At 73.9% G+C, this 16,273-nt stretch carries 13 protein-coding genes; 11 read left to right on the top strand and 2 right to left on the bottom strand.

What is annotated here, in order from left to right; all coding sequences use genetic code 11:
• Positions 1-36: 36 nt before the first annotated feature.
• The 10 genes from IT780_RS14285 to IT780_RS14240 all read left to right on the top strand — a co-directional run bounded on the left by IT780_RS14285 (position 37) and on the right by IT780_RS14240 (position 14,368).
• Positions 37-492 (top strand): Lrp/AsnC family transcriptional regulator, encoded by a 456-nt coding sequence (locus IT780_RS14285; protein WP_199512023.1) that lies wholly within the window; start codon positions 37-39, stop codon positions 490-492.
• Positions 489-1,859 (top strand): aspartate aminotransferase family protein, encoded by a 1,371-nt coding sequence (locus tag IT780_RS14280; RefSeq protein WP_199512022.1) that lies wholly within the window; start codon positions 489-491, stop codon positions 1,857-1,859. The genes IT780_RS14285 and IT780_RS14280 overlap by 4 nt, the downstream gene beginning before the upstream one ends.
• Complete coding sequence (locus IT780_RS14275; RefSeq protein WP_199512021.1) at positions 1,844-3,115, top strand: NAD(P)/FAD-dependent oxidoreductase; 1,272 nt, start codon at positions 1,844-1,846, stop codon at positions 3,113-3,115. The genes IT780_RS14280 and IT780_RS14275 overlap by 16 nt, the downstream gene beginning before the upstream one ends.
• Positions 3,116-3,137: 22 nt before the next feature.
• Entirely contained in the window at positions 3,138-3,836 is a 699-nt protein-coding gene (locus IT780_RS14270; RefSeq protein ID WP_199512020.1) for a hypothetical protein, read from the top strand.
• A 143-nt stretch (positions 3,837-3,979) separates the two neighbouring features.
• The gene (locus IT780_RS14265; RefSeq protein ID WP_199512019.1) at positions 3,980-6,307 is read left to right on the top strand and encodes a right-handed parallel beta-helix repeat-containing protein; all 2,328 of its coding nucleotides are present in this window, start codon (positions 3,980-3,982) and stop codon (positions 6,305-6,307) included.
• 153 nt (positions 6,308-6,460) lie between these two features.
• Complete coding sequence (locus IT780_RS14260; protein ID WP_199512018.1) at positions 6,461-6,934, top strand: DUF2267 domain-containing protein; 474 nt, start codon at positions 6,461-6,463, stop codon at positions 6,932-6,934.
• Positions 6,935-7,042: 108 nt separating this feature from the next.
• Complete coding sequence (locus IT780_RS14255; protein ID WP_199512017.1) at positions 7,043-7,963, top strand: ABC transporter ATP-binding protein; 921 nt, start codon at positions 7,043-7,045, stop codon at positions 7,961-7,963.
• Complete coding sequence (locus tag IT780_RS14250) at positions 7,960-8,619, top strand: ABC transporter ATP-binding protein (RefSeq protein ID WP_199512016.1); 660 nt, start codon at positions 7,960-7,962, stop codon at positions 8,617-8,619. The genes IT780_RS14255 and IT780_RS14250 overlap by 4 nt, the downstream gene beginning before the upstream one ends.
• Entirely contained in the window at positions 8,616-11,705 is a 3,090-nt protein-coding gene (locus IT780_RS14245) for an FtsX-like permease family protein (RefSeq protein ID WP_199512015.1), read from the top strand. Before IT780_RS14250 ends, IT780_RS14245 begins: the two co-directional genes overlap by 4 nt.
• Positions 11,702-14,368, top strand: a complete 2,667-nt coding sequence (locus IT780_RS14240; RefSeq protein WP_199512014.1) for an FtsX-like permease family protein — start codon at positions 11,702-11,704, stop codon at positions 14,366-14,368. The genes IT780_RS14245 and IT780_RS14240 overlap by 4 nt, the downstream gene beginning before the upstream one ends.
• Before the next feature lie 10 nt (positions 14,369-14,378).
• Here the strand turns inward: IT780_RS14240 and IT780_RS14235 are convergent, their stop codons facing one another.
• Complete coding sequence (locus IT780_RS14235; protein WP_199512013.1) at positions 14,379-15,263, bottom strand: fructosamine kinase family protein; 885 nt, start codon at positions 15,261-15,263, stop codon at positions 14,379-14,381.
• 103 nt (positions 15,264-15,366) lie between these two features.
• Between IT780_RS14235 and IT780_RS43450 the strand changes: the two genes are divergently transcribed.
• Positions 15,367-15,663: a DUF397 domain-containing protein gene (locus IT780_RS43450; protein ID WP_199512012.1), complete on the top strand. Its 297-nt coding sequence runs from the start codon at positions 15,367-15,369 to the stop codon at positions 15,661-15,663.
• On the opposite strand, the gene IT780_RS14225 is transcribed toward IT780_RS43450, so the two are convergent.
• Positions 15,574-16,221 (bottom strand): DUF6082 family protein, encoded by a 648-nt coding sequence (locus tag IT780_RS14225; protein WP_199512011.1) that lies wholly within the window; start codon positions 16,219-16,221, stop codon positions 15,574-15,576. The genes IT780_RS43450 and IT780_RS14225 overlap by 90 nt on opposite strands.
• Between the last annotated feature and the right edge of the window lie 52 nt (positions 16,222-16,273).

Below are 16,273 nucleotides of genomic sequence, written 5' to 3'. Positions count from 1 at the left end.
ATTGCCGAAGCCGGGGCGCCGGGGAACAATCGCGGCGTGACGGACCAGGCTCTGGACAGCATCAACAAGCAGATCATCGAGCACCTGCAGCGCGACGGCCGGATGTCGTACGCGACGCTCGCCAAGACCATCGGGCTCTCGGAGGCCGCCGTACGCCAGCGCGTGCAGCGCCTGCTCGACCACGGTCTCATGCAGATCGTCGCGGTCACCGACCCGCTCACGCTCGGCTTCGCCCGCCAGGCCATGGTCGGCGTGAAGGTGCTCGGCGACATGCGCCGCATCGCCGACGAGATCGCCGCGATCCCGGAGGTGGACTACGTGGTGATCTGCGCCGGCGGCTACGACATGCTCGTCGAGCTGGTCTGCACCGACGACGAGCACCTCCTCGAGCTGCTCAACGACAGGATCCGGGCGATCGACGGCGTCTCCGCCACGGAGACGTTCATGTATCTGAAGCTCGCGAAACAGACCTACGCGTGGGGAACGAGATGAGCCAGGACCTGTCAGCCGCAGCCCGTGACCACCTCTGGATGCACTTCACCCGGCTCTCCGCGTACACCGGCGAGCAGGCCGGGGAGGTGCCGGTCATCGTGCGCGGCTCCGGTCCGTACATCTACGACCAGCACGGCAAGCGCTACCTCGACGGGCTCTCCGGCCTGTTCGTGGTGCAGACCGGGCACGGCCGCACCGAGCTCGCCGAAGCCGCCGCCAAGCAGGCCGCCGAGCTCGCCTACTTCCCGGTCTGGTCGTACGCCCACCCCACCGCCATCGAGCTGGCGGAACGCCTCGCCGGCCTGGCACCGGGCGACCTCAACCGGGTCTTCTTCACCACCGGCGGCTCCGAGGCGGTGGAGAGCGCCTGGAAGCTGGCCCGCAACTACTTCAAGCTCACCGGCAAGCCGATGAAGACCAAGGCGATCTCCCGCGCGGTCGCCTACCACGGCACCACGATGGGCGCGCTGAGCATCACCGGCCTGCCCCTGCTCAAGCAGCAGTACGAGCCGCTCGTGCCGAGCACGATGCGGGTGCCGAACACCAACTACTACCGGCGCCCCGACGAGTCGATGAGCGAGGAGCAGTTCGGCATCTGGGCCGCCGACCGCATCGCCGAGGCCATCGAGTTCGAGGGCCCCGACACCGTCGCCTGCGTCTACCTCGAGCCGGTGCAGAACGCCGGCGGCTGCTTCCCGCCGCCGCCCGGCTACTTCCAGCGGGTCCGCGAGATCTGCGACCGCTACGACGTGCTGCTCGTCTCCGACGAGGTGATCTGCGCGTTCGGCCGGCTCGGCGAGTACTTCGGCTCTCAGCGGTACGGCTACACCCCCGACATCATCACCTGCGCCAAGGGCCTCACCTCCGGGTACGTCCCGCTGGGCGCGATGATCGCCTCGGAGCGGCTGGTCGAGCCGTTCCTGACCGGCAGCGCGTCGTTCGCGCACGGCATCACCTTCGGCGGGCACCCGGTCGCCTCCGCGGTCGCGCTGACCAACCTGGACATCTTCGAGCGCGAGGACCTCAACGGCCACGTCCGCGCGCAGACCGGGCTCTTCCGGTCGTACCTGGACCGGCTGCTCGACCTGCCGATCGTCGGCGACGTCCGCGGCGACGGCTACTTCTTCGGCATCGAGCTGGTCAAGGACAAGGCGACCAAGGCCACGTTCGACGACGCCGAGTCCGACCGGCTGCTGCGCGGCTTCCTGTCGCAGGCGCTGTTCGACGCCGGCCTCTACTGCCGCGCCGACGACCGCGGCGACCCGGTCGTGCAGCTCGCCCCGCCGCTGATCTGCGAGGAGGCGCACTTCGCCGAGATCGAGCAGATCCTGCGTGCGGTGCTGAGCGAGGCATGGACACGGATCTGAGCCCGTCGTTCTGGCTCGCCTCGCTGGGCCCGGTGACCCGCCGGGACCCGCTGCCCGGCGACACGACCGCCGACGTGGCGATCGTGGGCGGCGGCTGCACCGGACTGTGGACCGCGTACTACCTCGCGGTCGCCGCGCCCCACCTGCGCATCGTCGTGCTCGAGGCCGAATACTGCGGGTACGGCGCCTCCGGGCGCAACGGCGGCTGGTGCTCCGGGCTGTTCCCGGTGCCGTACGAGCGGCTCGCCCGCCGCTACGGCGCGGACCGGGCAGATGCGATGACGCAGGCGCTGGCGGATGCCGTGGACGAGGTCGGCCGGGTCGCCGCGGCCGAGGGCATCGACTGCGACTACGCCAAGGGCGGCACGGTCTCGCTCGCCCGTACGCCCGCCCAGCTGCGCCGCGCCGAGGCCTCCCCGGACTTCATCGACGCCGACAAGGCGGCCGCCATCTGCGGTGCCACGCACGTGCTCGGCGGCACGTACAGCCCGCACTGCGCGGCCCTGCACCCGGCGAAGCTGGTCCGCGGCCTGGCCCGGGCCGTCGAACGACGCGGCGTCACCATCCACGAGGCCACCCGCGTGCGGCGCATCGAGCGCGGCCGCGTCGGCACCGAGCACGGCACCGTCCGCGCGCCGACGGTGGTCCGCGCGCTGGAGGGCTACACCGCCGCGCTGCCCGGGCACCGGCGCACGCTCGCGCCGGTCTACTCGCTCATGGTCGCCACCGCGCCGCTCGACGCCGCGACCTGGGAGCGGATCGGCCTGGCGCGGCGCGAGACCTTCACCGACGAGCGGCACCTCATCGTGTACGGCCAGCGCACCGCCGACGATCGCCTCGCCTTCGGCGGCCGCGGGGCGCCGTACCACTTCGGTTCCCGGGTGAGAGCCGGCTACGACCGGGACCCGGCGGTCTTCGCCGCGCTGCGGCGCACGATCACCGAGATGTTCGGCATCGACGCGCCGATCGAGCACGCCTGGGGCGGCCCGCTCGGCATCCCGCGCGACTGGATGCCCTCGGCCGGCCTGCACGAGGGCGTGGCCTGGTCCGGCGGGTACGTCGGCGACGGCGTGGCGGCGTCCAACCTGGGCGGTCGTACGCTCGCCGACCTCATCACGGGCGACCTGACCGTGCGCACCACGCTGCCGTGGGTGGGCCACCGCTCCCGCCCCTGGGAGCCGGAACCGTTGCGCTGGCTCGGGATCAACGCGGCGTTGCGTGCCACCGCCGTCCGCGACGCCTGGGAACGCCGCTGACGGCTCGGTAGGCTCCTGCGTCATGGGACGCCGTCGATGGATCGTGGCCGCGGTCGTGGTGGCGCTGCTCGGCGCCGGTGCCGGCGCGGTGTCGTATGCCGTTCCCGGGCTGGCCGCCACCGCCTGCCCCGGCTGCTACGGGCTCGACGACCTCGGCGGCCACGTGTACGCGGACACCGCCGACCCGCGCCTGCGCGACGTGGTGGCGGCGGCCGACCGGCGCATCGCCGCGTTCTACGGCGAGCGGCGCAGCGACCCGCGCGTGCTCATCTGCACGACCGACGAGTGCTACCGGCGGATCGGCGGGGGCGGCGAGAAGGGCCGTGCGCTGCGCGACTGGTCGCTCATGCTGTCGCCCGCGGGCGCCAACGAGACCATCGCGACGCACGAGCTGTCGCACAACGAGTTCCACGAACGGCTCGGCGGGGCGAGGTCGGCGGTGCCGCAGTGGTTCGACGAAGGTCTGGCCGTGCTCGTGTCCGACGACGGCCGCTACCTCGGGCCCGGACCGGACCGGTGCAGGCTGCCGTACGAGCAGGCGCTGCCGGTCGTGACCGCCGACTGGTGGAGCGCGGCGGGCGGTGGCGATGACCGTGCGTATCTGCAGGCGGCGTGCGTGGTGAGCCGCTGGGTGGGGCAGCACGGCGGGGCTGCGGGCGTGCTCGAGCTGATCTCGCGCCTGCGCGACGGCGAACCCTTCGCGGACCTGGTACGGCCGTGAACTCGGTCACATAACGGACGGTATTGAGCGTCATTCGCTGATCGGACAAGTCCGGACTCGTCCCTTCGGCCGAGGTCGGCGCGGGGCGGGCTCCGTACGGTTACACCCGATTCGCACCCCACCCGCTACCGCCCGGAGACCCGATGCGTCCTTCCCTGACCGCCACGGCGATCGCCCTCGTGCTGCCCGCCGCCCTCGTGGCCGTCGCCGAGCCCGCCACCGCGGCCGTCTCCGAGCCGGCTCCGGCGTACTCCCTGGAAGCGACCGTCAGCCCGGCACCCCTGACCGCGGCCGCCTGCGCCTCCGACCCGACGTGCGTGGCCGCCCCCGCCCCGCGCGGCGGCACCGCCGACGACTACGCCGCCCTCAACCAGGCGATCACCGCCGCCGCGGCCCGGACCCGCCCCGCGGTGCTCGCAGGCGACGGTACGGTCGTCACCCCGCCCGTCACCGCGACCGTGCTGCTCGGCGCCGGGGCGTACCGGCTCACCAAGGGTGTGAAACTGCCCCCGGATGTCGACCTTCGCGGTGCCGGGATCGCCGCCACCAGCCTCCTGCTGGACCCGACGGTGAACTGGAAGAACTTCAGCTACAGCTTCCTGGTGCGCCCGGCCGACCTTCAGGAGCCCGGCAGCACCAACCTCGTCGCCGACCTCACCGTCAACGGCAACTGCCGCACCGGCGCCGGCGCCCCCGAGCCCGCCGCCCTGCCCGCGCGGCCGGGGGAGACCTGCGACTTCCGTACCGCGCTGGGGACGAACGGCAGCACCGGCGGCGGCATCGCGGCCGGCGACCGGTGGACGATCCGCCAGGTCCGGTTCACCAACTTCGAGTACTTCAAGCTGTGGATCTCCGGCACGACCGGCGTCCGCGTCGTCGACAACCGCTTCGACAACTGGGGCGGCGCCGAGTCCGACGGCGAGGACAACATCGGCGGCGGCGGCCGCAACGACGGCACGGTCATCGAGCGCAACCAGTACGACGCGACCGCCCGCGGCAACTTCTTCGACTTCACCAACGCCGCCCGGACGACCGTGCGCGACAACATCGTGCACACCACCCCCGCGGTCGCGGCTGCGCGCGGCGTGACCGAGTACGGCAACCTCTACTTCGAGGGCGTGGCCGGCGCGACGGTGACCGGCAACGTGCTGGAGGGCTCGCACATCGTGCTGCAGTCCAACGCGCGGTACTCGCACGTCGCCCCGAACAAGGACATCACCCAGCCCCGCGACACCCTGGTGGCCGGCAACCGCATCCTCGACTCGGCGACGGTCGGCGTGGCGGTCGGCTACGAGGACTACCTGGACGCGGACGGCACCGGCGGCACGACCGGCGGCTGGGACGACACGAGCACCGACCCGGCCGACCACGTGGTCCGGCCCGGCGGCGGCAACGTGGTGCGCGGCAACGTCATCGAACGCCCCCGGCAGAGCGGCATCCTCGTGTACGGCAACCCGGCCGTGAAGGACACCGCGGACACGATCACCGGCAACGAGATCCGCAACGCCGGGTTCGGCGGCTCCACGGCGTACAACTCCGGCGTGGGCTGGTTCGACACCGCGGGCATCGGCGTGTCCACCGGCACCGGCGACGTGATCACCGGCAACGCGGTCATCGACGACCAGGAACGCCCCACCACCTGGTACGGCGTCCAGCTCGGCGCCCGCAAGACCACGACCGCGCCGGCCGGAACCGTGCTGAGCGGCAACACCACCACGGGCGTCATCGCCGCGCCCGTCCGTACCGCCGCCCTGGCCCCCGAGGCGCCCACCGGCCTGGCCGCCACGCCGACCGGGCTGACCTGGAACGAGTCGTACGCCACCGGCAACCCGATCGCCGGCTACCGGGTGTACCGCGACGGCCTCCTCGCCGCCGACCTGCCCGTGGGCAGCGCCGAGGTGCCCGGCAACCTGCTCGACGCCGACGCGGCGAGCCTCGAGTCCGTTCCGGCGGGCACGGCCGGCTGGACCGCGGGCACGGCCACGAAGGTGTCGCGCACCGAGGCCGCCGGTGCTGTGGGTGCGGCGTCGCTTCAGGTGACCGCCACCGGCAGCGGGCAGCTGAGCGCATACAGCCGCAAGGTGCCGGTCACCGCCGGGGCCACGTACACCTCGGCCGGTTCCTTCCAGGCCGGCACCACCGGCCGCCGGGTCCGCGCCGGCCTGGCCTTCACCGACGCCGCCGGCAAGGTGACCCGCCTCGCGTCGTCGAACGCCGCCACCGTCGACTCCGCGACCGGCTGGATGACCAGCTCGTACGGCGCCGCCGCGCCGGCCGGCACCGTCTCGGTCCAGGCGATGCTGCTGGTCGAGGGCGCGGTCCCCGGCGAGACCCACCTGCTCGACCGGCTCGGCCTGGTCGCCGGCACGGCCACCGAGCAGTGGACCGACCCGGCCGGCCGGGCGGGCGGCTACCAGGTCGTCGCCTACCGCGCCGGGAGCGGCGACACGTCGGCCGTCAGCACCTTCTGACAGCGACCATCCTGCCGCCCCCACCTCAAGAACGGCTCAGGCCCGGCTCCGCGGACACGCAAATCCGCGAAGCCGGGCCGATCCGGTTTCGACGCCTGATCTTGGGGGTATAAGGGCTCGCCCTACCGAGCCCGGGCGGAGAGGACGCGCACAATGGACGGTCAGGACCTGATGGCGCGGATCCAGGAACGCGGCCGCCTGCACGGCACCAACCAGACCCGCCGCGCGGTCCAGGGCGTCCTCGGCGTCCTGCAGGACATGCTGCCCGCGCCGGCGTTCCGGCGGCTCACCGCGCACGTGCCGGCCGAGCTGCACCCCGCCCCGCCGTCCGCCGCCGTCCGCCCGATCGAGATGCTGGGCTGCCGCGCCTTCATCGGCCGCGTCGCCGCCCGGCTGTTCCTCGACGAGCCGGACGCCGCCTTCCTCGCCCGCGTCGTCTTCGAGAACCTCAACGCCGCCGCCTCCGGCACCACCCCGGCGGCGATCGCGCATCTCGTGGCCGCCGACCTCCGCCCGCTGCTGCGCGCCGGCGTCACCCACCGGCCCGCCCCGCAGCTGCGGATCACGGTCCCGGCCCCGGCGACCGCCACCCTCAAGCGGGCCGCCCCGGCGCTGACCCGCCCGTAGCCCGGGCGCACGACCCCGCGGGCACATGTGCCGGGTCCCCGGGCAGACCGGTCCCCGAAGATCCGTTGGCGTTGTAGTGTGAGGCGCCACACGGGCCGGAGGAGGGCTATGACCGCGACACCGTTGTCCCTTCCGGTGCCGCCGCCCAAGGGCCCGGAGTTCGGCGCGGGTGCGCTGATCGTCTGCGAGAGCCTGGTCCGCATCTACCAGACCGGGTCGATCGAGGTGCAGGCGCTGCAGGGGCTCGACCTGATCGTGGAGAGCGGCGAGATGGTCGCCGTGGTGGGTGCGTCCGGCTCCGGGAAGTCGACGTTGCTGTCCATCCTCTCCGGCATCGACGCGCCGACAGCCGGCCGGGCCCGCGTCGACAAGTGGGACCTGCTCGCCATGTCGCGGGCCGACCGGGTGCGGTACAGGCGCCACGCCGTCGGATTCGTCCGGCAGCAGACCTCGGCCAACCTGGTGCCGTACCTGACCGCGCGGGAGATGGTGGACCTGCCGATGGTGGCCGCCCGGGTGCCCGCACGCCGCCGCCGGGAGCGCTCCCGCGAGCTGCTCGACGCGCTCGGCGTCGGGGCGTGCGCCGACCGGAGACCCGCCCAGCTCTCCGGCGGTCAGCAGCAGCGGGTCGCCATCGCGGTCGCGCTGGCCAACGAGCCGCAGGTGCTGTTCGCCGACGAGCCGACCGGTGAGCTGGACACGGCCACCTCGGCCGAGGTCTTCGGCGCCCTGCGGGACGTCAACCGGCGGCTGGGCGTGACCATCGTGGTCGTCACCCACGACCCCGGCGTGAGCGGCCAGGTCGAGCGTACGGTGGCCATCCGCGACGGGCGCACCAGCAGCGAGGTCCTGCGCCGCACCGCCACCGCCGACAACGGTGACGAGCACGTGATCGCCGAGGAGTACGCGGTGATGGACCGGGCCGGCCGGGTGCAGATCCCGCGCGACTACCGCGAGGCCCTGGCCCTGACCCGGCGGGTACGGCTGGCGCTGGAGCCCGACCACGTCACGATCAGGCCCGACGCATGACGCTGCTCGAGGTGCGGGGGGTGGACCGTACGTTCGGCTCCGTCCACGCCCTGCGCGACATCTCGTTCGACGTCGGATCCGGCACGATGGTCGCGCTCGTGGGCCGCTCCGGATCGGGCAAGACCACCCTGCTCAACGTCATCGGGGGCCTCGACCGGCCGGACGGCGGCACGGTGCTGGTCGACGGCGTCGACGTCACCGCCCTGGACGAGGACGGCCTCTCGCAGCTGCGGCGCGACAAGGTCTCCTACATCTTCCAGACCTTCGGGCTCATCCCGGTGCTGTCCGCCGCCGAGAACGTCGGGGTGCCGCTGCGCCTGGCCCGCACCGAGACCGGGGAGCGGGAACGCCGCGTCGCCCTCCTGCTCGACCTCGTGGGCCTCACCGACCACGCCCGGCAGGTGCCCGGCGAGCTCTCCGGCGGCCAGCAGCAGCGGGTCGCGATCGCCCGTGCCCTCGCCGCATCGCCCCGGCTGCTCATCGCCGACGAACCGACCGGGCAGCTCGACGCCGAGACCGGGCTGGCGGTGATGGCGCTGCTGCGCGGGGTGGTCGAGTCGGAGGGTGTCACCGCGCTCGTGGCCACCCACGACCCGGTCATGATGGCGCTCGCCGACCGGGTCATCCACATCGAGGACGGACGACTGACGCCGTGACGGCGCTGCTCACGCGGCGTGCCCGGGCGCAATGGCCGCTCCTGCTGGCCCTGCTCACCGTGCTGACCGTCGGCGCCACCCTGCTGGGCGTGTCGGCGCTGCTGGTCACCCACACGTCGGAGCGCGCCGTCGAGGTGGCCGCCTCCCGGGCCGACCCGGCCGACGTCGAGGTCACCGCGTACGACGTGCAGATCAAGGCGGCCGACGCGGTGTCGGTGGCCGCCGACACCCGGTCGGTTCTCACGTCCGCGGTCGAGCCGTTCCCCGCCACCACCTCGGCCCGGGCGTCGTCGATCATGCGGAGCCTGCCCGAGCACTCCGATGAGCGCCGCAGCGTGCTCAGCGAGGGCTACCTGTCGGGCGTCGAAGGGCTGGAGTCCAAGGCCCGGCTGCTGACCGGGCGCTGGCCGGCGAAGGCGGGGGAGACCGCGGTCTTCGACAGTACGGCCGACCGGCTCGGCATCACCGTCGGATCCAAGGTCCGCCTCGGTCCCGAGCTGGGCCGCGACCCGGCGCCGCCGATGACGCTGACCGTGGCCGGCCTGGTACGCCCGCTGCCCGACGCCGGCTGGGACCGCGACCCGCTCGGCGGCAGCGGGTTCGACCCCGATCCGGGCGACGCCGCCTTCGCCGACGACGTCGACGCCTACGGCCCGTTCCTCGTCGACCTGGACGAGCTGCTCACCGGCGGCTCGGCCATCGAACGCCTCGAGGTCACCGCCCGGCCCGACCTGTCCGCCCCGCGCGGGCGCGACCTCGACCGGGTCAGCTCCGCCCTGCGCGACGCCGACCGGCGGCTCGGTGGCACGCTCGGCGAGCGGGTCCGCATCGAGCGGGTCTCGTCGCCGCTGCCGCAGGTGCTGGAGGACGCCCGCCGGCAGCAGGAGCTCACCGCGGGCTCGGTGCTCGCGCTGGCGCTCATCGGCATCCTGCTCACGGCCGTCGCCCTCGCCCTCGCCGGACGGCTCGCCGCCGGGGTACGGGCCGAGGAGAGCGCGCTGTTCACGGCCCTGGGCACCAGCCCCGGTCAGGCCGCCGCCCTGGCCGCCACCGAGGCCGCCGCGCTGGCGGTGCTGGCCGCCGTGCTCGCCGTACCGGCCTCGTCGTTCCTGCACTCTGCGCTCACGCACCTGCCGCCCCTGTCCGGCGCCGGACTCGCGACCGGCCCGGTCGTCACCGGCATCCAGGTCGTCGCGGTGGCCTGCGGCGCACTGGCCCTCGCCCTGCTGCACATCGGGCTCGCCGTACGGCCGGCGGTGACGTTCCGGGGCCGTGGCGAGATGCTCGCCCGGTCCGGCGCCGACCTGCTGCTGCTCGCGCTCGCGGGCGTCGGATGGTGGCAGCTGTATTCCCAGCCTGCCGCGGCCGGGACGCGGGCCGACGCCGTCCGTGTCCTCGCCCCCGCCCTCGTCCTCACCGCCGGGACCGCGCTGGTGCTGCGGGCCCTGCCGCCGTCGCTGCGGCGGGCGGAGACGTACGCCCGCCGCGCCCGCGGGTTCGTGCTGCCGCTCGCCACCTTCCAGGCCGCCCGCCGGCCCCAGGCGTACGCGGCCGGGCTGCTGATCGGGCTGGGCTGCGCGGCCGCGACGTTCGGCACCGCGTTCGGCACCACCTGGACCGCCTCCCAGCACGACCAGGCGGACCTGTCCGTCGGCACCGACCTCGTCATCACCCTCGACGGACCGGCCGCGGCCGGTCAGGGTGCCGCCATCCGCGCCGCCACCGGCGGGGTTGTCAGCCCGGTCGCCGACCGGAACATCGCGGTCGGGCAGTGGCTCGGCGGCAGGGGCGAGGCGCCGCGGCTCGTCGCAGTCTCCGCCGCGGCGCCGCTGCGCGGCCGGGGCGCGTCGTCGGTGGTCGCCGGGTTCGCGCCCTCGGCGCCGGTCACCGGGCCGGCCCTGTCGCGCGGCGCCCGGGTCTCCATCACCGGCACCGCATCCCGGGACACGCCCGTCACTGTTATCCCGCGGCTGCTGCTGCAGGACGACAGCGGGCTGCGGACCTCGTGCACGGGACCGCAGATGGTGCTCGACGGCCGGCCGCACGCGATCAAGGGCTGTGTCCCGGCCGACGGGTTGAAGCTGGTCGGCGTCTCCCTGCCGATCGACTCCGGCTGGGAGGGCGACCCCACCAGCGCCGTCGACATCACCGTGAAACTGCCGGCCTCCTCCGCCGGCTCGTGGCAGGCTCGGGCGGCGTCCCCCTCGTCCCAGCAGCTGAGGACCCCGGCCGTCGCCGCCACCGGCCGCCGGCTGCGCCTCACGGCGACCGTGCAGTTCGCCGACCCCGCCCCGATCAGCCGCACCCTTGTCGCCACCACCTTCGACGATCCCGGCCCGCTGCCCCTGGCGGTCTCCACCCGGTTCGCGGACGACGTCGGTGCCCGCGTGGGAACGGAGCTCAGCCTGACGTACGGGAACGCGCCGGTCCCGGCCGTGGTCACCGCGATCGTCCCCACGATCCCGTCCGCTCCCGGGGCGCCGGCCGCTCTCACCGATGTGGACGCCCTCTCCCGGGCGCTCGTGACCCACGGCGAGCTCGAATCCCCGGTCACCGCCTGGTGGGTCGGCGACCCGTCGGGAAGCCCGGCCGGCCTGCACCTCGGCACGATCACGACGCGGGCGGGCGAGGCCGAACGCCTCATCGGCAGCCCGCTGCGGGCCTCGCTGCCGGCCGTGCTCAAGGTGCTCGTCGCGGCCGCGGTCGCCCTGCTGCTCGGCGGCGTCGTCCTGCACGTCTCCTCGGACGTGCAGCTGCGGGCCCTCGAGGTGGCCCGTCTGCGCGGGCTCGGCGTGCGCCGCCGCGACGTCCGGCGATCCCTGCTCACCGAACACGCCGCCGTCCTGCTCCCGCTCATCGTCGCCGGTGCTCTCGTCGGCGCGCTCGCCACCCGAGCCGTCGCACCGCTGCTCATCCGCTCCGACACCGGCGCCGCGCCGGTCCCGTCGGCCGTCATCCACTGGCCGTGGGCCGGCGTCGCCCTGCTGCTGGTCCTGCTGATCGCCGGGGCCGGGCTGGCCGCCGCTGCCGTCGTCACCGTCCAGGCGCGCCGCGCCGACGCCGCCCACCTGCGAGTCGCGTCATGAGGCTGCACTGGCCCTCCATCCGCGGCCGGGCCCGCGCCGACCTCGGTCCGCTCCTGCTGGTCGCGGCCGCGGTCCTGATCATCACGGCACTCACCGCGGCAGTTCCGCCGCTGCTGCGTACCACCGCCGACAAGGCGGCCCGCGAAGCCATCCGCGATGCCGGGCCGGACGCCGCCGTGCGGGCGGAGGCCCGCTGGGAGGACGACTACGGGATGAACGGCGGCCGGGTCCGCAGTCCTGCGCTGGCCGCCGACGTCGCCGATCTGCGCGCACGCGCCGACGAGGCCCTGGACCCGGGCCTGCGCGCCATCCTGCTGCCACCGGTCACCACCGTCACCGCGGTCACGCTCAACGTCACCGACGGCAGCGTGCTGCGCCGCTTCCAGGTCGACTGGGTGAGCAACGCCTCCGGCGGGCCGGCCGTCACCTGGGTCGCCGGGCACGCCCCGCGGGGCACCGTCGAGGGCAGCCTGGAGATCCCGCCCAACGGCCCGAAGTGGGAGGCGCAGATCGGTCTCTCCGAGGTCGAGGCCGCGGCCCTGGGGCTCGAGCCGGGCGATCACGTCCCGGTCGAGGACGATCTGCGTACGCCGTACAACCTGCTCGTCAGCGGCGTCTTCCGCCCGGCCGACCCGACCGACCCGGCCTGGCAGGCGGCGCCGTGGCTGCTGCGGCCGTCCGCCGACCTCGACGGCGCCGGCAGCACCCGCTTCGGCGGGCTGCTCACCGACGAGTCGCTCCCGGACGCGCGGCTCGCCTTCCTGCAGGACCAGTTACGGCGTACGGTCTGGTACCGCGCCGACCCCGACCGGCTCACGTGGGAGTCGGCGCAGCAGCTCGCCACCACCGTGGCCAGCCTCAAAGCCACCTCTGCCTCCTCCGGGGTGCGCGACGTCTCCCTCAAATGGGACACGAGGCTCGACAGCGTGCTGCGCGACGTCCGCGACCAGGTCGACGCCGCCTCCGCGCAGGCATCGGTGCTGCTCCTCGCCGTGGTCGCCGGGGCCGGCCTGGTGCTCCTGCTCGCCGCCGAGCTGCTCGTCCGGCGGCGCTCCGCCGCGCTGACCACGGCCCGGCAGCGCGGCTCCGGGCTGCCGTCCATCGCCGCCGAGCTCCTGATCGAGTCCTGCGCCGTGGCCGTGCCCGCGGCCCTGCTCGGCATCGGCCTGGCGGTTCTCGTCTCCGGCGGCGCCGCCGTCGGATGGGCCGCACCGATCGCGCTCTGTGCGATCGTCGCCGGTCCGGCCTTCGGCACGCTGGCCGCGGCGCGGGCCACCCGCGATCGTCGTCAGCCCGCCAACCGATCGGCGCGCCGCTGGCAGCAGCGCACGGCGACCATCCGCCGGGCGCTCGTCGACGTCGCGATCCTGACCGCCGCCGTCGGTGCCGTCGTGTCCCTGCGCCAGCGTGGGGTCGCCGACACCCTGCTGCCCGCCTCGGCGCCCACCCTCGGCGCCATCGCCGGCGCGCTGCTGCTGCTGCGGCTCATGCCGGCCGGCACCGGCCTCGTCCTGCGCCGCGCGCTGCGGTCCCGGAGCCGGCTGGCGGTCTTCGGCGCCGCCCACGCCGCCGCCACGTCCACCCGCGCGCTGCCCCTGCTCGTGCTGACCTGCACGACCGCGCTGGCCGGGTACGCGGTCACGCTCGAGTCGACCACCGCCCGCGGCACGGCCGACGGCGCGTGGCAGACGGTCGGCGCCGACGCCCGCCTGGACGTCGCGCCCGACGCCCGCGGGTCGACGGCTTCGCTGGCCGCGTCGATCGCCGCCGCCCCCGGCGTCCGGCACGCCGTCGCCGCCCAGCTGATCCCCGGCGTCCGGATCATCGCCGACAACGTGGCCGTCAACCCCAGCCTGGTGGTCGTCGACGCGGCCGCCTTCCGGTCCCTGCTGGCCGACACCCCGCTGCCCGACGCCCCCGACCTGGCCCGGCTCTCCGGCGGTGGCCCGCGGGCGGTGGTGCTCTCCAGCGACGGCACCCTGCGCCCCGGCATGACCATGAGCTGGCTGCAGGAGGACACCCAGCCCATCACGCTGACGGCGGTCGGCACCGCCCCCGCGATCGGCACCGCCACCGACGTGATCGTGGTCGACGCCTCGTCCGGAGTGCCGTACCAGCCGGACACCGTCTGGGCGACCGGTCCCGGCGCGGCCGCCGCCGTCCGTACCTTCGCCTCCGGCGGTCACGTCGTCGCGCGGGCCGACGTCGCCGACGACCGCCGCGGCGCCGCCCTGAACGCCGGGCTGGCGCGGCTCGACCGGTTCGCCGCCGGGGTGCTGCTGCTCCTGGGGGTGCTGGGCTTCGCGCTGGCCGGAGCCGCCAGTGCCCCGGCCCGCTGGGAGACGCTGGCCCGGCTGCGCACCCTCGGGCTGCGGCCCCGGGACACCCATCGCGTGGCGGCGGGGGAGCTGCTGCCGCCGATCCTCGCCGCCGCGATCTGCGGGCCCCTGCTCGGCATGCTGCTGGTGGCGCTGACCTTCGGCCCGCTGGCCCTGCGCACGCTCACCGGCCAGCTCACCGACCCGGCCACGGTCGTACCGTGGTGGCTGATCGCGGTGACGGCCGCCGTCCTGCTCGGCACCCTGCTCGCCGTCGTCGCCGGCGAGGCCGTGGTACGCCGCCGCCTGCGCCTGAGCGAGGTCCTCCGGGTCGGCTCGTCCTGACGCCGGCCGATCACCCCCGGGCCCGGAACGGGGCGAGGGTCGCACGGATCTGGTCGGCCGCGCCCCAGTCGTCGTCGAACTGCGCCAGCACCGCGAAATGCTGGCGCAGCTGAACGATCGGCATCCGGGCCTGCCAGCCGGCGTCGAGCGCGGTCAGCTCGGCGTACACGTCGAAGAACCGCTGCGCCTCAGGCGGCGGCGCGGTCGACCACAGGTGGGCAAGGTCCACGTCGGCCCACATGTACGACACCGCCGGGTCGATCAGCGCCGGGCGGCCGTCCAGGGTGGACATGACGTTCTGGGCCCAGAGGTCGCCGTGGGTCAGGCAGGCCGGCCGCTCCGGCACCACGTCGGGAAGGCGGTGACACAGCCGCTCCAGCGCTGCCCGGTCGCGGGCGTCCAGTGCGGCCTCGACGCGGGGCTCGCCGAGCCAGCGCAGCAGCCGGTGCTCGGCGAAGAACGCGTGACCGTCCTCGCCCCAGGTGTTGATCTGCTTGCGGCGGCCCAGCCAGTTGTCGCTGTGCCACCCGAAGCGCGGGTGGGTCGTGCCTAGATGCAGGCCGGCCACCGCGTGCGCAAACTGCTCCCAGAAGGCCTCACTGCCCGGCCGCGGCCGCAGCACCGACAACACGAGCAGCTCCCGATCCGCCCGGACCACGTCGGGTGTCGCCACACCGCCCAGCTCCCGCAGTGCCCTCAGCCCGTCGGCCTCCACGGCGAAGACGTCGTCGTCCGGTGGATCGGTGAAGGCCTTGACGAATACCGGCGGCCCGTCCCGGCGGGTCGCCGTGCCCGCGAGCGCCGCCATCCCGCCCGTCGCCGGCTCGACGGAGACGACATCATGGAACCCGGCGCGGCGCACGGAGTCGAGCAGGAACGTCGCGGGGTGGGTCATGGAGGCCCTTCTTGCCCTCGGGGGTCGTTCACCTGATCTACTGACCCTTCAGCAGCTTTGAAGCGACACTAACGCGAAATCCGACCGGCGTTATGTCCTGAAGATGATCTTTTGCTACGATCCACCAGCGCAGGGCGTTCTGCCTGAACCTTGCGCGCCCTTTTTGCCGCTGCCAGGGAGTGTCGTGCCTACAGATCGTCAGGTCCCCGCGGCGGACAGCGCGTGGCATCGGAGCCGCCGCTGCGTGGGGGAAAGCCACTGCGTGGAGGTCGCGGTTCTCGGCGCCGGTATCGGGCTGCGGAACTCCAGGTCACCGGGAACGGTTATCGCCATCGACGGGGCGGAGTGGCAGAATTTCCTCCACAGCCTCAAGTCTGGTGAACTGCGGATTCAGGGCTGATTCCCGGGCCGCGTGGCGCTCGTACCTCCGGGGCGGCGGTCCCGCCTTGACGGCTCGAAGGTATTCCTCGTTGGCGAACTCCTGAAATTGCTCGCCGTGGGTCCGGTTGCTTCCCCGACGGTGCCAATCGCCGTGCTGTTCGAAGAAGAGCCGCGGCACCTCACTGTCGAAGAAGTTCCGCAGATACTCCCTGGCCTGACGCTCGTCGATTTTCTTCAACTCCCACGCGCGAGCCCAGCTCTTGAGCACGTTGCTGCAGTAGTAGAAGAGGTCTTCCTCGATCCCGTCCGGGGCCACGCGCGCACCCCAGCACTGCCGGTAGCGAGGGTTCTCGATGGCCATCAGGACGAGCGCCTCGTTGAACTCCGCGTGCTTGTCCCGTTGTACTTCCTTCAGGTGCTGGTGCTGAATCAACACTGACGTCAGCAGAACGAACAGCGTCATGCAGGCGACCACTGCGGACGCGCCGCCGAACGCCTGACCCACGTCGGCGCTGACGGAATAGTCATGGCCTTCCGTGTCAGGTCCCTTCGGAATCTGGAGCTCGCCGACCGCCATCTGCACTCCTTGCTCGGGTCCTGAGACCATTATGCGCAGGAAGGCAATGGCC

Origin of the sequence: Nucisporomicrobium flavum (assembly GCF_016464385.1) — a bacterium.
Classification (GTDB): Bacteria; Actinomycetota; Actinomycetes; order Mycobacteriales; family Micromonosporaceae; genus Actinoplanes; species Actinoplanes flavus_A.
This window is presented reverse-complemented; position numbering and strand designations above follow the sequence as displayed.